The sequence below is a fragment of the Eubacterium sp. An11 genome (assembly GCF_002161065.1).
In the GTDB taxonomy this organism is placed as follows: Bacteria; Bacillota; Clostridia; order Lachnospirales; family Lachnospiraceae; genus Anaerobutyricum; species Anaerobutyricum faecale.
In genome coordinates, this window is record NZ_NFLV01000038.1 from 1 (window position 1) to 18,064 (window position 18,064).

Annotated in this window: 17 protein-coding genes; all 17 read left to right on the plus strand. The window is 32.8% G+C overall.

Annotation, left to right across the window (positions count from 1 at the left end; all coding sequences use genetic code 11):
* Positions 1-39 precede the first annotated feature (39 nt).
* The 17 genes from B5E53_RS16845 (at position 40) to B5E53_RS16925 (ending at position 18,058) form a co-directional block, all read left to right on the plus strand.
* Positions 40-4,122, plus strand: coding sequence for an FtsK/SpoIIIE domain-containing protein (locus B5E53_RS16845; protein ID WP_162611957.1), 4,083 nt, complete (start codon positions 40-42; stop codon positions 4,120-4,122).
* 8 nt (positions 4,123-4,130) lie between these two features.
* Positions 4,131-4,379, plus strand: coding sequence for an EsaB/YukD family protein (locus tag B5E53_RS16850; RefSeq protein ID WP_087317124.1), 249 nt, complete (start codon positions 4,131-4,133; stop codon positions 4,377-4,379).
* 71 nt (positions 4,380-4,450) lie between these two features.
* Positions 4,451-4,765 (plus strand): hypothetical protein, encoded by a 315-nt coding sequence (locus B5E53_RS16855; RefSeq protein WP_087317126.1) that lies wholly within the window; start codon positions 4,451-4,453, stop codon positions 4,763-4,765.
* Positions 4,741-5,046, plus strand: a complete 306-nt coding sequence (locus B5E53_RS16860; RefSeq protein ID WP_087317128.1) for a WXG100 family type VII secretion target — start codon at positions 4,741-4,743, stop codon at positions 5,044-5,046. The genes B5E53_RS16855 and B5E53_RS16860 overlap by 25 nt, the downstream gene beginning before the upstream one ends.
* A gap of 18 nt (positions 5,047-5,064) precedes the next feature.
* The gene (locus B5E53_RS16865) at positions 5,065-5,382 is read left to right on the plus strand and encodes a WXG100 family type VII secretion target (RefSeq protein WP_087317129.1); all 318 of its coding nucleotides are present in this window, start codon (positions 5,065-5,067) and stop codon (positions 5,380-5,382) included.
* 16 nt (positions 5,383-5,398) lie between these two features.
* On the plus strand, positions 5,399-5,716 hold the full coding sequence (locus B5E53_RS16870; RefSeq protein WP_087317130.1) for a hypothetical protein: 318 nt from the start codon (positions 5,399-5,401) through the stop codon (positions 5,714-5,716).
* 20 nt (positions 5,717-5,736) lie between these two features.
* Positions 5,737-6,912 (plus strand): hypothetical protein, encoded by a 1,176-nt coding sequence (locus B5E53_RS16875; RefSeq protein ID WP_087317132.1) that lies wholly within the window; start codon positions 5,737-5,739, stop codon positions 6,910-6,912.
* 73 nt (positions 6,913-6,985) lie between these two features.
* Positions 6,986-7,297 (plus strand): DUF4176 domain-containing protein, encoded by a 312-nt coding sequence (locus B5E53_RS16880; protein WP_087317134.1) that lies wholly within the window; start codon positions 6,986-6,988, stop codon positions 7,295-7,297.
* Positions 7,284-7,904 (plus strand): hypothetical protein, encoded by a 621-nt coding sequence (locus tag B5E53_RS16885; protein ID WP_087317136.1) that lies wholly within the window; start codon positions 7,284-7,286, stop codon positions 7,902-7,904. The genes B5E53_RS16880 and B5E53_RS16885 overlap by 14 nt, the downstream gene beginning before the upstream one ends.
* Before the next feature lie 111 nt (positions 7,905-8,015).
* Positions 8,016-8,321, plus strand: coding sequence for a WXG100 family type VII secretion target (locus B5E53_RS16890; protein WP_087317138.1), 306 nt, complete (start codon positions 8,016-8,018; stop codon positions 8,319-8,321).
* A gap of 14 nt (positions 8,322-8,335) precedes the next feature.
* On the plus strand, positions 8,336-8,653 hold the full coding sequence (locus B5E53_RS16895) for a WXG100 family type VII secretion target (RefSeq protein ID WP_087317140.1): 318 nt from the start codon (positions 8,336-8,338) through the stop codon (positions 8,651-8,653).
* Between the two features lie 136 nt (positions 8,654-8,789).
* Entirely contained in the window at positions 8,790-10,334 is a 1,545-nt protein-coding gene (locus tag B5E53_RS16900; RefSeq protein WP_087317142.1) for a trypsin-like peptidase domain-containing protein, read from the plus strand.
* Between the two features lie 47 nt (positions 10,335-10,381).
* Positions 10,382-11,986 (plus strand): DUF6273 domain-containing protein, encoded by a 1,605-nt coding sequence (locus B5E53_RS16905; protein WP_087317144.1) that lies wholly within the window; start codon positions 10,382-10,384, stop codon positions 11,984-11,986.
* A gap of 181 nt (positions 11,987-12,167) precedes the next feature.
* Entirely contained in the window at positions 12,168-12,938 is a 771-nt protein-coding gene (locus B5E53_RS16910) for a protein phosphatase 2C domain-containing protein (protein ID WP_087317146.1), read from the plus strand.
* Between the two features lie 41 nt (positions 12,939-12,979).
* Entirely contained in the window at positions 12,980-14,629 is a 1,650-nt protein-coding gene (locus B5E53_RS16915; protein WP_087317147.1) for a fibronectin type III domain-containing protein, read from the plus strand.
* A gap of 25 nt (positions 14,630-14,654) precedes the next feature.
* Positions 14,655-16,265 (plus strand): hypothetical protein, encoded by a 1,611-nt coding sequence (locus tag B5E53_RS16920; protein WP_087317149.1) that lies wholly within the window; start codon positions 14,655-14,657, stop codon positions 16,263-16,265.
* Positions 16,266-16,456: 191 nt separating this feature from the next.
* Positions 16,457-18,058: a DUF6273 domain-containing protein gene (locus B5E53_RS16925; protein WP_087317152.1), complete on the plus strand. Its 1,602-nt coding sequence runs from the start codon at positions 16,457-16,459 to the stop codon at positions 18,056-18,058.
* Positions 18,059-18,064 lie beyond the last annotated feature (6 nt).

Below are 18,064 nucleotides of genomic sequence, written 5' to 3' on the forward strand. Positions count from 1 at the left end.
GGAGGAACTTCGTCTCTTTATATGTATTCTGGCCTTGTTATGTCTTTAGTATCGGCTTTGATTGGGATAATGTGGGCTGTTGCTAATCTCAGATTGCAGAAAAAAGAAGAAAAAGCAAAGGAAGAATTAAGATTTAATTCTTATAGTGAATATTTAGTTGAAAAAACAGAGGAAATCAAAACAAAGTATAACAAAACTTTAAAACTACTCGAAGAAATGTATCCTTCAACGGAAAAATGTTTAGAATATAATGGAAAAGAAGGAGTTTTATGGAATAGAAATAAAGCGCATCAAGATTTTTTGACACATCGCATTGGTTTAGGAAATATTCCTTTTCAAATACCGATAGAAATTTCAAAAAGACGATTTAGTTTGTACGAAGATGAACTGATGCATAAGCCGGAGTATATAAAAGAAAATTATAAAACTCTTTATCAGGCTCCAGTGACAATTAATTTGACAAAGCATCATTTAGTAGGAATTATTGGGGGAAAGGAAAAAATAGGGGCTTTTCAAATTGCGCAGATAATCAGTACACAGGTAGCAGCTAATAATTGCTATACGGATGTAAAATTAGGATATGTATACAATGGGAAAGCAACTTTGGAAAGAGAAGAGTGGGAATTTGCAAAATGGATGCCGCATACATGGTCTGAAGATAGGAAGGTACGGTTTATTGCATCCAATAAAGAAGAAGCTAGTGATGTTTTTTACGAACTCACAAAGGTTTTTCGTGAGCGTACAGAAACTGATGAAATAAGACGAAGTGAGGAAGAAATACTAAAACCATATTACGTAATTTTTGTTTCAGATGCCACAATGCTTGAAGGAGAATTATTTTCAAAATATGTGTTTGAAAAAAATAATGGGTTTGGGCTTACTACAATTTTTCTTGTAGAAAGTTATGAGCAATTGCCGAATAGTTGTGAATTCATTATTCAAAATGATAAACAATTTAAAGGAATATTTGATGTTTATGACAGAAAAGATGAAAAAATAGAGGTGGCATTTGATAAATGCCATAGAAAAAAATTACTTGAGTTTACAAAAAAAATTGCAGGATTGCGGGTTTTCGAGATGGAAAAAGGAGGAGAAATACCTTCTGCTTTGACGTTCTTAGATATGTTAGGGGTAAAAAAACCAGAAGATATCCCAGTAAAAGAGTTATGGACAAAAAATCGTGTTTATGAAAATATTAGAGGATTGATTGGTCAGAAAGCAGGGGGGGTTCCTTGTTATTTAGATGTTCACGAAAAATACCATGGACCGCATGGTTTGGTAGCAGGAACTACTGGTTCTGGTAAAAGTGAAACATTACAGACATATATGCTATCACTGGCGGTTAATTATAGCCCGGAAGATATTGGATTTTTTGTTATTGATTATAAAGGTGGAGGGATGGCTAATTTATTCGATGGATTGCCACATATGATTGGACAAATATCTAACCTTTCTGGAAATCAGGTAAAAAGGGCAATGATATCTATTAAAAGTGAAAATAAACGTAGACAGAGAGTTTTCAATGAAAATGGTGTGAATAATATTAATTCTTATACTAGGCTTTATAAAAATGGTGAGACGACAATACCAGTTCCGCATTTATTTATTATTATAGATGAGTTTGCGGAATTAAAAAGAGAGGAACCTGATTTTATGAAGGAGCTTATTAGTGTTGCACAGGTTGGAAGAAGTCTAGGAGTTCATTTAATATTAGCAACACAAAAACCTAGTGGAACGGTAGACGATAATATATGGAGTAATTCCAAATTTAGATTATGTCTTAGAGTACAGGATAAGCAGGATAGTATGGATATGCTTCACAAACCTGATGCGGCCTATCTTACTCAAGCAGGAAGATGCTATCTTCAGGTAGGAAATGATGAAATATATGAGTTGTTCCAGTCGGGATATAGCGGAGCGATTTTTGATAAAAATGTAGGTGATGAAAAAACAGATATAGCGAGAATGTTGCAGTTGAACGGAAAAATACAAATGACAGGCAATATGGCCAAGGCATCCCGAAAGAAAAAAGCGCAATATATTTGGATTGAGTCATTAATAAAAATTTTATTAGAAACTATTGAGAACACAGGTATATCATTACAGGAATGCATGAACGATATTGATAAAAAACAAAACTTGGTTGTTAAAATGTATTCTTTAATGAAAAAAAATAAAATAGAATATGGAGAAAATAGTTATAACACCCAAAGATTAGTTGATTTTATAGATTTATATTATGAACTGAATTGTATTAATAAAAACGATATTCCGGCTGCGATAATTAAGGAAGCGCAATGCAAAATGAAGAAATTGCCAGAAATTAAAGAAAAAACACAATTAGAAGCAGTAAAAGAATATCTGACTCAAATTGCAAAAGAAGTGGGATATAATCAACAGTTGCAATTGTGGATGCCGGTACTTCCTGAAAAAATATATTTAAACTCGTTTAATGAATTTAGAAGAAGCAGTTTCCTTTATAATGGATGGAATGAAATGGAGCTGAATCCGTGGTCTTTATCTGTAATAGTAGGTAAGCTGGATGATCCCGAGAATCAAAATCAGATGCCGCTTGAAATAGATTTTGCATCAGATGGGCATATCGCTGTCTGTGGAAATATTGTTTCTGGGAAAAGTACAATGCTTCAGACAATGATATATGCGCTTATCCAAAAATATACACCAGATATGATAAATATTTATGGTATAGATTTTAGTAGCAAGATGATGGCCGCTTTTGAAAAAGCACCTCAAATAGGAGGAGTGATGTATGAAAACGATATAGATAAAATTGCAAAATTTTTCAATATGATGCAAAAAATTCTTCACGAGAGAAAAAATCTATTTAAAGGGGGTAATTATAGTCAGTTTATACAAGTTAATGGGAAAATATGTCCTGCTGTGATTATTTTTATAGATAACTATGCATCCTTTAAAGAAAAGACAGAAGAGATGTTCGAAGATATTATGATTCAGCTTTCTAAAGAAGGCGTTAATTACGGAATTTTTCTTGTAGTTTCAGGCAATGGATTTGGAATGAATGATATTACTACGCGTGTAGGGGAAAACATAAATACAGTGCTATGTCTTTTGTTACAGGACAGGTATGCTTATGGGGATTTATTGCATGCTATGCAATTTGATGTTTTACCTGAGGTGGGGATAAAAGGCCGTGGATTGGCCTGCTATGAAGGAAGAATACTTGAATATCAGACAGCCTTAGCATTAGAAGCTGAAAATGACTATCAGAGGTTGGAAAAGATTAAACAAGAATGTGTCCATATGAATAATGTTTGGAAAGGAAAGAAAGCCAGAAAGATTCCGGAAATACCGGAGAAGCCTACATGGAGTGTTTTTGAGGAAGCAGAAGGATTTGAGAAAGCATTAAATGATCGAACTTTGCTTCCGATTGGATATGATTCATCAAATGCAGATATTTATAGTATACCACTTAAATATACATATTGTTATTTGATTTGGGGAGCAAAAAGAACGGGAAAAACGAATTTAATGAAAGTAGCTATTCGGTCAGCAATGAAAAAAGAAAGTAAAATCTGTATCATTGATTCACCAGAAAAAAAGTTGGCTTTGTTCAAAAAAGAAAAAAATATAGTATATGCTTATGATGAGCAAAGTGTGTTTGATTTTTTCAAAAAATTATTACCAGAATTTAAAGCACGAAATGTATTAAAACAAGAATATTTATCCAAAGATTATGATGAAGATGAAATATATTTTGAAATGAGTAAAAAAATACCGTATTTTATTTTTATTTCTGATTTAAGTTGGTTTGTTCCTTTTATTTATAATGCTGAAATGGATATGAGAGGATTTTTAGAAAATATTTTAGAAAAGGGACAACTACATAATATTTTCTTTATCAGTGAATTATCATTGGAAAAAAGAGAAATGATTACAGGGTATCCTATCTATGAACTTTTTGCAGGTTACAAAACGGGAATTCATTTGGGAGGAAGAGTTGTAGATAATATGGTATTGTCTTTTGAGTATTTATCATATACAGAACAAAACAAAGGTGAAAAAGTAGGAATAGGGCAGTTGCCGGAGAATGAAGATGGAATAAATACGCGAAAAATAATTATTCCATTGGCCAGGAGGTGAAGATTAAAATGATTTTAGTAGAAGTGTATGTTCCGGCGATGGATGAAAAATTTGATTTTGAATTGGATGAGAATGCCTCAATATATCAGATTATCGGGGAATTATGCGAAATGTTATCGAAAAGAACAAAAAGTCCTGTAATTAATGATATAAAAGAGTTTATGCTTTGTTCCATTGACAGACAAGAAATACTGATGGGGGAAAATACATTGTTTCAAAGCCATATAGGGGATGGTAGTAGACTACTATTGGTATAAGGATAATTTTAAAACAGCTTATAGGGATTATAAAAAGCGAGTTGTGATTATATAGTAACAAGGAGTTGACAATGTACATAGAAGTTTTTCCCAAAAAAATAGAGTATTTATCTGAACAAATTAAACGAACTGAAGATAAAATGAAAAAAGAAAGTAGTGATTTGTATAAAATCAGAGAACAACTAAAAAAAATAGAAAATGAATCTATGCATAAGGTGATTATAAAGATATCTAATCAAATGGCAGGGTTAGAACAAAGTGTTGAGAAAATAAAAATGTTACAAACTTCCCTGTATAAAATTGCTTGGACATATAAAAAATTTGAAGAAAGCATTACGGATATAAGTGAAGGTGAGATGATATGGAGTATAAAAAAATTAAAATAAGTACTGTTAGATTAGGAAACGATGCAGAACAAGTGAATAGGTTAATTCAATCCATGGAAAAGGAATTGAGTAATATGGAAGAAAATGTAAATCAAATAGTTACTATGTGGGAGGGTGATGCGAAAAATAGTTTTGTATCTGTTTTTCAAGATGATATGGTAATAGCAAAAGAATTAATGAAAATGTTGAAAGCATTACAGATATCTGAGACACGAGCTAAAACAGAATATGAAAAATGTGAATACCAAATAGGAGAAATCATTAATTCAATTCGAGTATAATGTTAAGAGAGGATAGAAATGACCGGTATAAATTTGAAAGTATCACCAGATATATTAAAGGCAAAGGCACAGGAAATACGAAATGAAATCAGCCGTTTTGAAGCGGACTGGAATCAACTTTTGCAAATTGTACAAAATACAAAGGGCTATTGGTCAGGAGATGCCAGTACTGCTCATCAAAATCAAATAAAAAACTATCAAGATGAATTTGAGCGTATAATAAAAAGATTAAAGGAACATCCAGATGATTTACTAAAAATGGCCAATATTTATGAAAAAAGTGAACAAACGGCGGAAAAAATATCACAAATCTTGCCAAATGATGTTATTATTTAAAGGATGGTGAAACTTGATGGCAAAATCACTGGTTATCATACAATTAGAATTGGCAGAAGCAAAAAAGCAGGCGAATTGTTTGGAGCAGATATCCAGAGAATTAAAACAAACAGCAAATTATGATTTAGAAACAGTTTTAAAAGGAATTGAGAGTGTGTGGAAAAGTGATACAGCATTTACTTATATAAAAAAAGGAAGAGTATTACAAGAGGAATTAGAAAAGAGAGCAGATGAGTTAAAAAATATAGCTAATACCATTCGATTGATAGCTAAAAATACATATGAGGCAGAAATGAATGCTTACAGAATTGCGTTGACAAGAAAATACAAATAATCATTAGGAGGTGAAGTAGAATGGCGAATATATCAGTAAACCGCGAAAGATTAAAAAATCAATCGGTAAATTTATTATCAATAGAAGAAAAAATAAAATCGATGGAGGATGATGTGAATGAAATTAAAAGGCAGATAGAAAAAGGTACATCATCGTCTTATAGAACGATTGTTGAAAAAATTGAAACAACTGTAGTGGCTATTGATATTAATAAAGATTCTATTTCATCTATGAAGACTATTTTGGATGAAGTACAAAGGCTCTATGGTGATACGGAGCAAAAAGTAGAAGATGAATTTAAAGAAAGTAATAATGCTAACGGTTTTGAACAACTTAAGATGAAATTAAATCCTATAGACGACAAGATGTTGTTGCATGATAGTGATGATAAATGGAAATTTTTTGTAAAAGATTTAAGTGGAGAGAATGAGAACGGATACTCTGCAATTGCTGCCGCTATTGGTATTAGCGGAGCTATATTAGGTAAAGACTTTGAGACAGGGATTGAGGCGGACATAGGAAATTTTTATACGGATGCCCAAACAACAGGGGAGTGGAATACTGCAGAAGGAGAAATAGGGCTAAAAGGCGAGGTGAGGGCTGGATTATCTGCTGCAAAATTAAAAGGGAATGTTCAGTATGGAAATTATGATGGAAGTCTTACATTAATGGCATTAACAGGAGCAGTAACTGGAGGGGCTGAATGTGCACTTTTTAAAGATGGAAAATTTCAACCAGGAGCAGGTATTTCTGGAAAAATCAACGGAAATGTTGTTAATGGAGAAATCAAAGAGAAAATTGGTGATGATGATTTCAATGTACATCGAACAATGAAAGGAGAATTGTTGGGTGGTGAGGCAAAAGCGGAAACAAAAATTGGAGCAGATGGAGTTACTGCAGGTATAGGAGCTGAGGTTTATTTGGCAAAAGGAGAAGTCGAAGGTGGAGTAGAGTTTTTTGGGCTTAAGATTGATGCATCTGTAGAAGGAAAGGCAGGAGCTCTTGGTGCGGAAGCAAGTCTTTCTGCTACAGGTTCAAGTGCAGAGGCAGAAATAGGAGGATCTTTAGGTCTGGGAGCAGGTATAAAAGTAAAGGTGGATTGGAGTGGATTATATAATAAGATTGAAAAGTTTACACAGCCATTTTTATCAAAAGGAATTAATGGCTCGGGAGGAGGTGGAGGGGGAATTAGATAAAATTAAAATAGTAATTTGAGACAAATAAAATAACTTATATACACAAATACTTATTATTTTTTGGAGGGAAAAAATGGATGGATTTTTACCAATTGGATCGGTAGTGTTATTAAAAGGAGCACAGAAAAAATTAATGATTATTGGACGATTTCAAGTATCTGTGAAAACGGAGAAAATTTATGATTATTCGGGATGCCTTTATCCCGAAGGTTTTATGAATCCTCAAGATTTGTTTTTGTTTCAGAATGATGATATAGAAAAAGTATATTTTGTTGGTATGCAAGATGAGGAAGAATTTGCATATCGAGATTTTCTGGTTAAAGAAATTCATAAGAAGGCAGAAAATCAGCGTAAAGAGGAAAAGAAAAATAATGTACAAAACTAAAATTATTCAGACTACACAAAATATATTTAATGTGGAATATCAATTTGAAAAAGACGAAAAAATTATAGGAACAGCCTCAATAAATAAGAACGTATTAGGAGGAATAATTGAGTGTCGCTATAAAAGTAGTAAATATAAACTTTGTTTTGATCAAAAAGCAGGAGTTCGATTTTATTGTATTTTTGATGAAAAAGAACAGAAACTGGGATGGATGGAAAGAAGATATAGCAAAGGAGGTTTTTTGCGGCCGGGTTTTTTCTATACAAAGGTTAATTTTTATGATAGGGAATACAATATATATGATATAGGATTAGGGAAAAAAGGAATATATTACCCTTGTTATGAAAGTAAGGGAGAAGGAGATGGGCTCCAGATTAGTATAATGCATAAAAATGTTCTGGTAGAGAATTTGAAAGATACATATGAATGCTTAGTCAAGAATGATGATGATGAGGTTATGATGATTTTATTTGCTTTGTACAATGATTTTTGGAATTTTCGCCATATGGCACAAAAAGCGGTAAATTCAAAACAAATGCAATATTTTTATACTGTAAACAAAAGGTTGAAGGCTAAATTTAATCCTGATTTTTTAAAAGATGATTAAACAGACTATTAAAAAAAACTAAAATTTTATAACTAAAAAGCAAAAAAACAAAAAATATGATATTATTAAGAATGTCAAAAGTTAAATAAATTTATCTAAGGAGGATGTAATATGGCTAATACAATTCAAATTTCTACAGCTTCGCTAACTAGTAAGGCAAACGAACTGAAAAATCTTAATAGTAGATTTAAAACTCAGGTTGAAAATTTAACCTCAACAGAGAGTTCGTTAAATACAATGTGGGAAGGGGAGTCTAAAGATGCATTTCATCAGGCTTTTACCCAAGATATAACGCAAATGAATAATTTTTATAATGCTATTGAAAAGTACATAACAAGTTTGAATGAAATTGTTAAAGAATATGAGAAAGCTGAAAAGACAAATATATCAACAGCTACAACAAGAAAATATAAATAAGGAGGAATCGCTTCATGACAGGCACAATTAAAGTTGATACATCTAAATTGACAACTACAGCAAATGCATTAAATTCCACAGGAAATCAGATTAAAAGTATCACAAATCAAATGACATCAATGATTAATTCTGTTAGTGGTAGTGTTTGGAGTGGTGATGCTGCCAATGCATATAAAAAGAAATTTGGAGAATTACAGGATGACATCAATAAAATCATTAAAATGATAAACGAACATGTAACCGATTTGAACGAGATGGCAAGAGAATATGAAAGAGCAGAGACGGCGAATATTAATGCTGCAAATGCTTTGTCTGGGGATGTAATTATCTGACATAAAAAGAAATGTGGCATGGAATATTAATAAGAGTATGGAATTTATTTTCTGTACTCTTATTAGTACCACCCTTATTATCTTTTACTATATTTTATTTAAGAGATGAATTGTTTATTATGAAAGGATCATTAGCATGAAAAGAGGGCGTTTTAAAAGCAGAAAATATTATTTTTTTAAAACAATATTATGTGTATATTTAATATTTTTTTGTTTTTTAGTTGGAAAAAAGACTGTTAATGCTCAGGATAATTTAATTGAAGACGCAAAGCAGGGAGTTGTTGAAATTTTTTCTGGATTTACAACAAATGATAATACCTTCTATAAAATGAAACATGCTAGTGGTTTTCTGATTAGTAATGAAGAGGACAATACATATGTCGTGACTTCATATAATGATTTAAAAAATAGTGAAAAGGAAAAAGAACAGTATTGTAAAACGAATGATATTTCGGTAGATGGATTTTCGTTACAGAATTCAATAAAGGTAATAGTAAAAGGAGATGTTACTGCAGAAGCAACGATAGTAACGGAAAGTAAAAAAGAAAATTATGCTATTTTACAGCTTGATGATAGTTTAAATGAGCGTATCCCATTAAAACTTGGTGTTTCTCATCAGACGTTAATAGGTGATAAAATATATACAATGGGATTTTCAGAAAATACAGATGATAACGTAATGTTTCTGCCGGAAGATGTTCAAATTACAGAAGGAACTATCCAGGATACATATGCCAATAGAAACGATGCAACTTATTTACAACATTCAGCCTTAATTTCGGTTGGAAATACCGGTGGTCCCATACTGAATGAAAAAGGATATGTAATAGGGATAAATAATATAAACTTAAATGAAAATGATAAAAATGCTTTTTTTTCACTCTCAATTGATGAGGTGAGAGAAGTATTAGATAATTTTAAAATTCCGTATGAAAGCATGGAAACAGATATGGCATGGAATGATTTTTATGCCATAGTGGAAAAAAGTAGGAAGTTATTAGAGGATAAAAGTTATAAAAATCAATCAAAAACCGAATTACGTCAGACCTTACAAGAAGCAGAGGTTTTATTAGATTCTGATACTGCAACGCCGGTCGACATAACCAGTATGACAGAAAAACTAAAACAGGCTGGCGCAGAACTTCAGTTGAAAATAAAATCTACAAAAAAAATAATGATTATTCTTTTGATAGTCATTATTCTGTTGCTAGTTTGGATAATTAAATTTTTATATATTAATAATCAAAGAAACAAAAGTATAAAAAAGATAACTGACATTAAAGGTAATGATTATAAAACTCAATCAAACAAAAAGGAATTTCTGAGAGAAGACGGAACAACCATTTTCAATGGGGATATAAATAATAGAATATTGAAGGTGCCAAAAGCATCAATATTTTGTGTAAGGACAGGGAAATTTATAAATATATGTCAATCAGAAATAAATATTGGCAAAAAATTAGAGGGAAATGATTTTGTTATTTCTGGAAATAATGCCGTGAGTAGAAAACATGCCAAAATAGTAAAAAGAACAGATGGTTATTATCTTACAGATTTGGATTCGGCCAATGGTACATATTTAAATGGAATGTTAGTGAATGTAGACGAATATGTTAAGTTGAACGATAAAGATGTTATTTTACTAGCCGATGAAAAGATAATATTTAAAATAGATAATTAAAGTAGAGAATATGTTAGTAAATATTTGAATGAGAGGAGGAATATGAGGTGAGCGATTTAAAAAAAATTGTAATGAGATTAATTTCAATTATGATGATTATTATATTTTGTTTCAGTGCGCAATCGGTATATGCAACGGAAAATTTTTCAGATAGAATAACAATAGTTGAAGGGACTGTGGATGATCGATATAATGTGATGTTAGGAAATCCTTTAATTGAGTCTGATATTCTCATGAATTCTGGTTGGAAGTCGGTATGGGATTGTGTTTGGTTTGGAAATTATCCTCAAACAGAAATTGTACAAGAAGGAAGCAAAGAAGAACAAGCACTAAAGAAGATGAACACGTATTTTCGTACAGAATACGAAAGTGTCAGTGAAAATGAATTTAATGCAATAAAAAATGCATCATATGATATTAACGGAGATACAGTGTTGAACGGGGTGAGGTATCGTCGTATTGATGGTGGTGATACTATATATTACAGCAGTGGAGGATTGAATCATTATGATTGGAACTACAGGAGTACAACATACCATTATTTTAAATATGAACCGATAAAATGGAGAATACTTCGTTGCGATGAGAAAGAAGCATTTCTCATGGCAGATGTTGTTTTAGATACACAAAGATATTACCCAAATAGTGAAGATATAACATGGGAGACAAGTACTATTCGAAGTTGGCTTAATGGTTACGGAAGTGGGAGTAATAAAAAAGGAATTGATTATAGTGGAAATAATTTTATAGATACCGCTTTTACAAGTGAGGAACAAAAAGCAATCAAAACAATGAGTGTGACTAATTCTGATAACACATCATATGGAACAGATGGAGGAATCAATACAAATGACAAAATATATTTGTTGTCTGAATCAGAAGCGTATGGAGCAAATAAGGCATTGACCTATGGATTTGTAGAAAACAGATCAAAGTATGATGAGGGAAGAGAGGCAGATTCCAGCACTTACGCTTATGCAATGGGGGTATATAGGAGTACGGAAGATGATAATGCCGGAAAATGTAACTGGTGGTTGCGGTCACCAGGCAGTAATGCAAAAAAAGCTGCAAACATAGATGATAATGGTTGGGGAAATAACAGCGGGGATAATGTACATCATAATGAAGATGGGGTAAGACCTGTATTATACTTGAACTATACGACAACAAATCTTTTTAGCAAGGCGGGAACAGTATGCTCAGATGGGACAGTGGAAGAAGAAATACCGGGTGGAAACGATGAAACAGAAAATACAGAACAAAATGCTGTAAATGCCATTTCGAGTAATTCTGGGAATAAAGTTATAAACAAAAAAGTAGATGTTGAAAATACTTTGTCAGCATCTAAAGAAAAAAATACTCTCAGGAAAAAAGGACGATTAAAAAAAGTAAGTTCTCCAAAAAAAAGGACAATAAAAATTAAATGGAAAAAAATAAAAGGGATAACGGGATATCAAATTTATGTATCTCGAAAAAAAGATTTTTCTCGAAAGACGATTCAGAGATATTTAAAAAAGAAAAAGAGTTCTGCGACGTTGAGTTTTTTAAAAAGTAAGAAGATATATTATGTTAAAATGCGTCCGTATAAAAAAAGTGGGAAGAATAAAATTTATGGGACTTGGAGTAAAGTGAAAAAAGTAAAAATAAAATAATGATAGATTTGGCCGATACAATATTTTGTGTCGGTCATTCTTAAATATATAGACATTTTGCGAAAAATATTATATAATTTTGTGTAGGATTTATGTATTTCGAGCAATTTTTTATGTATTAAATTTATAATAATTCAGATGATTAATAAATGGATGCGGAAGGTGAAACAGGGAATCTTATATGGAATATCAAGGATATCTTATAAGTCACGGAGGTAAAGTTAGGGATATCAATCAAGATAATTATTATCTCAATGGCTTTTATAGAAAAAATGATGATTGCTTTACTTCACTACAAAAAGTAATGAGTCAGGATAGAATATTAGCTGCGGTGTTTGACGGAATGGGCGGAGAGAAAAATGGAGAGGTAGCTTCCAGAATTGCAGCAGAATATATGGAACAAAAAGAAGAACAAATTTTAATTTCAGGAGATATTACTTTTTTTGTAGAAGAAGTTAATAAATCAATTATCGCATATGATCCCTATACTATGATGGGGACTACATACGTTGCAGCACAGGTAACGAATGGCAAAATGATAATTAGCAATATAGGAGATAGCAGAGGCTACTTATGGAGAAAAGGTATTTTAAAAAAAATAACAAAAGATCATACCGTTTTACAGGAGATGTTAGACAATGGGATTTTTTCATCGAAGCAAGCTGTTAATTATACAAGTAAGCATCTTTTATCACAGTGCCTTGGCATGCGGGATGAAGGTATTGAGATTATTCCGGAACCCTATATTTCTAATGTTATAGAACTTAAACAAGGAGATATGTGTTTGCTGTGTTCTGACGGATTAACTGATATGGTGACGGAACAGAAGATACAAAGTATACTGAATTATTATAGAGATATAGAGGAAGCAGGAGAAATGTTATTAGGCTATGCATTGACAGAGGGAGGGAAAGATAATATCACAATATTATTAATAAAAGTTAATGAATAGATGACAGGAGATTTAGTAAGCAGAGGGAAAGGAGACAAGGTATGAAAAAAATCAAGATTCATTTTTTATTTTTAGCAGTTTTGTTTTTGGCGATTTGTTGTAAACAGAATGTAAAAGCAGATGTGGGCGATCAGGTTTTTACAGGGTCCTATGAAACTGCGATAGTAAAAGCAGATGGAAGTTTATGGGTATGTGGAGATAACTCTTTTGGACAATTGGGGGATGGAAGTAACAATACCCGAAATAAGCCAGTGAAAGTTATGGATAAGGTAGTTTCGGTTAGTATTGGTGGTTATTATACTAATATGGCAATAGTGAGAACAGATAATAGTTTATGGATGTGTGGAGATAATTCCTGTGGACAATTTGGAAACGGAACAACTACAGAAAGTTATAAGCCAATAAAAGTTATGGATCATGTTTCTAAAGTTAGTGTTGGAGACGGTTTTACAGCAATAGTAAAGACGGATGGGAGTCTGTGGACATGCGGAGAAAATTACTATGGACAATTGGGAGATGGAACTACAACTGATAAACTTTTACCAGTAAAAATTATGGATGGGGTAGCTTCTGTAAGTGCAGGAAGTAGTCACTTAACGATAGTAAAGACAGACGGAAGTCTGTGGACATGTGGTGATAACACCAGAGGACAGTTGGGAGATGGAAGTGGAGTAGAAAAACATTTGCCTGTAAAAATTATGGATGGAGTCGCTTCTGTAGATGCAGGAAGTTATAATACTGCAATAATAAGAACGGATAGAAGTTTATGGATATGTGGAGAAAATGCTGATGGACAATCAGGTATTGAAACTAATAAAGATATAGAATTTAATTACCTGGTAAACCCTGTGAAAATCATGGATAATGTTGTGGCTGTAAATGTTTGTATGAACCACACTGCGATTATAAAAACAGATGGAACCTTATGGATGTGTGGTAGTAACAGTAGTGGACAATTTGGAGATGGAACACTTATAAGCCAGGTACTTCCTAAAAAAGTAATGTCTGGTGTACAAATGGTTGGTGTAGGTGGAACACATACAGTGGTTATAAAGAAAGATGGTAGTATTTGGTCGTGGGGAGGTAACGAGTACGGGCAACTGGGGAATGGATTTTATGAAGATAAAATTGTTCCAAATCGAATAATGTATGTACCAAAGCAAGATCAGGTTATCCATGCAGAATCTCGTACTATAGATATTAAAACAAAATCGTTTTATTTGGGAGCAAGGGCAACTGGTGGTGGTAGATTATCGTATATTTCCAGCAATAAAAATGTAGCAGAAGTTGATGTATCCGGTAATGTGAGAGTCAAAAGTTATGGAACAACTACAATAACAATTAATGCAGCAGCGAATTCTCAGTACAATAGTGCAAGTAAAAAAATAACGATTAAAGTTGTTCCGGTAAAAACAAAGTTGAAAGCAGCAAAGTCTTTATCTAAAAGAAAGCTGAAATTGCGGTGGAAGAAAGATAAAACGGTTACGGGCTACCAGATATATATAAGCCCTAATAAGCAATTTAAGAAAAAAGTAATTGAAAGAAATGTCAAAAAGAAGAAAACAAAATTTCAAATTGGAAGGTTAAAAAGTAAAAAGAAATATTATGTAAAAATCCGTGCCTACAAAAAAATAGGGCAGGAAAAATTGTATGGTTCCTGGAGTAAAGTAAAGAAAGTGAAAATAAAATAGGGAATTATCATAGGAGAATAAAGATATGAAAAAAATCAGAATGTGTTTTATGGGGAGTATGATTTTGGTTTGGATGCTTCTAGGTGGAAGAATCGAAGCGCAGGCTAAGGCTATGGTAAGCGCAGGAAATGAGCTTACAGGAATTGTAAAAGCTAACGGAACATTATGGATGTGCGGTGATAATGCGTATGGGCAGTTGGGAACAGGTGATACAAAAAACCGATATGTGCCCACTAAAGTAATGGATAATGTTGAATCTGTTAGTGTGGGTGGACCAACAGCAATCTTAAAAAAAGATAAAAGTTTATGGATTTGTGGAAGAATCTCTAGACAAAATTATATCAAACCACAGAAAATAATGGATAATGTGGCTTATGTAGATTCAGACGGAGGACATGTTGCGATAGTAAAAACAGATGGAAGTCTGTGGATGTATGGTTCTAATTATTCGGGAGAATTAGGTACAGGGGATACTGCGGATAGATTTGCTCCGGTCAAAATAATGACAGGTGTATCAAAGGTAGATACAGGTAGTGATAATACTGCCATAGTGAAAACAGATGGAAGCTTGTGGATGTGTGGAGACAATGATCGGGGACAGTTAGGCACAGGAGATTATTATAATAGAAGTGTACCTGTAAAAATTATGGATGGTGTCTCATCTGTGAGTGTAGGAAACTTTTGTACAGCTATAGTGAAAGGAGACAATAGTTTATGGATGTGTGGAACTAATTATTTAGGAGCTTTTGGGAATGAAAGTTATGACGAGTCAGTAATTCCTGTAAAAATTATGAGTGGAGTGTCTGCGGTGAGTATTAGCTCCGCGAATACAGCCATAGTAAAAACAGATGGGAGCCTGTGGATGTGTGGAGACAATGATTGGGGACAGATTGGAAATGGAACCTGTTCTGAGGAAAAAGATTATTATAATCCGGTAAAAATTATGTCCAATGTGATTATGGCAAGTGCAGGAGTAAATCACACGGTTGCTTTAAGAAGTGATGGTACATATTTTAGCTGGGGAAAGAATAAGTATGGTCAGTTGGGAGATGGTACAGATATTGACAGATTGTCTCCGATAATCATGAAAAATCTTCCGTTGGAAAGGCAGGAGATATATGCAAACTCTGTCTATACAGTTACGATTAAACAGAAAGCGTTTAATCTCAATGTCAAGACAAATGGAGGTGGAAAATTGTCGTTTGCTTCCAGTAATAAAAAAGTAGTAGATGTAAATAATAATGGGGATGTCCATGTGAAAGGATATGGTACAGCAACCATTAGGATCAAGGCAACAGCATTAACTGGTTATACAGAGGGGACTAAAAGTATTACTGTTTGTGTAACACCGGCAAAAGTGAAATTAAAAAGAGTACGTTCTGCCGGCAAAGGTGCGTTGACACTAAAATGGAAAAAAGATAAATCTGTTACAGGCTATCAGGCCTACATGTGTAAGAAAAAGAATTTTAAAAAAGGCACATTACAACAGAAATTTAAGAAATCAAAAAATAAGGTGAGTTTTACAGGATTCAAAAGTAAAAAGAAATATTATGTTAAAATACGGGCTTACAAAAAAATCGGAAAGCAAAAGATATATGGTCCGTGGAGTAATATCAAAAAAGTAAAAATAAAATAATCTGTTGTACGCAATAATAAGAAATACAAAGAGGATAATAGTAACTGGCACAGTCTTTTAGACTGTGTCGGTTTATTTTTAAATAAAAAATAATAAAAAAATAAAAACCATAGCAGATTTTTGTGATAATGCATGATATAATTATATTCAATCTATACATCGCAACAAAAAGATGAGGGAGAGTGAAGCAAATGAATAAAATGGTTGCTCGAGTATTAGCAGGGATGTTGACAGCGATAATTTGTGCAATAACAGCTGTGTCTATGGGAAATTATAAAGGAATGATTAAAAAAGTAGAGGCAGCAACAGTAGTAAATAATCCTCGTATAGTGCCAGATAGTTCCATGGAAGCAGGGCAAAAGGTGACATGGGATTGTATTTGGTTTGGGAATTATCCACAGACGGAGGTGGTGTTGGAAGGCAGTGAGGAAGAATCAAGACTGGAAAAAATGGCAGCGTCATATGGAATAACGTATGAAAGTGTAGATTCAAATACATATACCAGTATTGAAGATGCCAACTATAATAGTAATGATGATACAGTGATTAATGGAGTAAAATATCGAAGATTAAAAGGGAAAGATGCACATTCACAACTTTCTTATGATTGGGGTGATGATTATGAAAAATATCACTATTTTAGATATGAACCAATTAAATGGAGAATATTAGATATAGATAACAACGCTGTTCTTTTATTATCAGATTTGATACTGGATAGTAGATATTATACTGAAACATTTAATGCTGACAATGAGTTGGCTCCGAGTATGTATGATTATACTTGGGAGACCAGCACCATACGAAGTTGGTTGAATGGATATGATGATACAAAAAATGTAAGTAGTATTAATTATGAATATAACAACTTTATAAATGCTGCTTTTTCAAGTCAGGAGCAAAATAATATTATAATATCTGAGGTAATTAATGAAAATAGTTTGACTTTGGGAATAGAAGGGGGCAACGATACTTTAGACAAGATATTTTTGTTGTCTGAATCAGAAGTATATGCAACGGACCAAGCGATATCTTATGGTTTTATAAAAGATTATGAAAGTTATGACGAAGCAAAAGATATTAAGTGTAGTACCTATGGTCTGGCAAGGGGAATGAAAAGATTTAGTTGGCTGTTACGTTCACCGACTAATACAACTGGAGGTGGAGCAGCAGCTTGTGGAAGTGAGTATATTGGTGAATGGCTTGTAACTATATCGGCAAAGCCAGGAGTGCGCCCAGCTTTGCGTATAAATCTGACTTCTTCAGATTTATACAGTTATGCTGGAACTATATGTTCTGATGGAACAATTGTTGAAGTGGCAGCAGGAGCAGAGGATATTGAAACGAATCCGGGACAGAAGCCAACGAATCCAAATGACACACAAATTCCTTCTGGTAGTAACTCTACATCTACATCGGGAAATAAAAATAGTCAGATGAATAATGCGATGAAGGCTGATTCATGGACAAAGACCAGGATAACTTCTCCAGATGAAAATACACTCGGCAAAAAGGGAAAACTGAAAGCAGTAAAATCAACGAAGAAAAGAACAGTAAAAATCACATGGAAAAAGTTGAAGGGTATCACCGGGTATCAGGTATATATATCCAGAAAAAAAGATTTTTCGCGGGAGACATTTGAGAGAATTTATAAAAAGAAAAAAACAACAGGTATTATAACAGGATTAAAAAGTAAGAAAAAATACTATGTGAAAGTACGCCCATACAAGAAAAAGGGAAAGAAAACTTATTATGGAGCTTGGAGTAAAACAAAGAAAGTAAAAGTTAAATAAAAAATT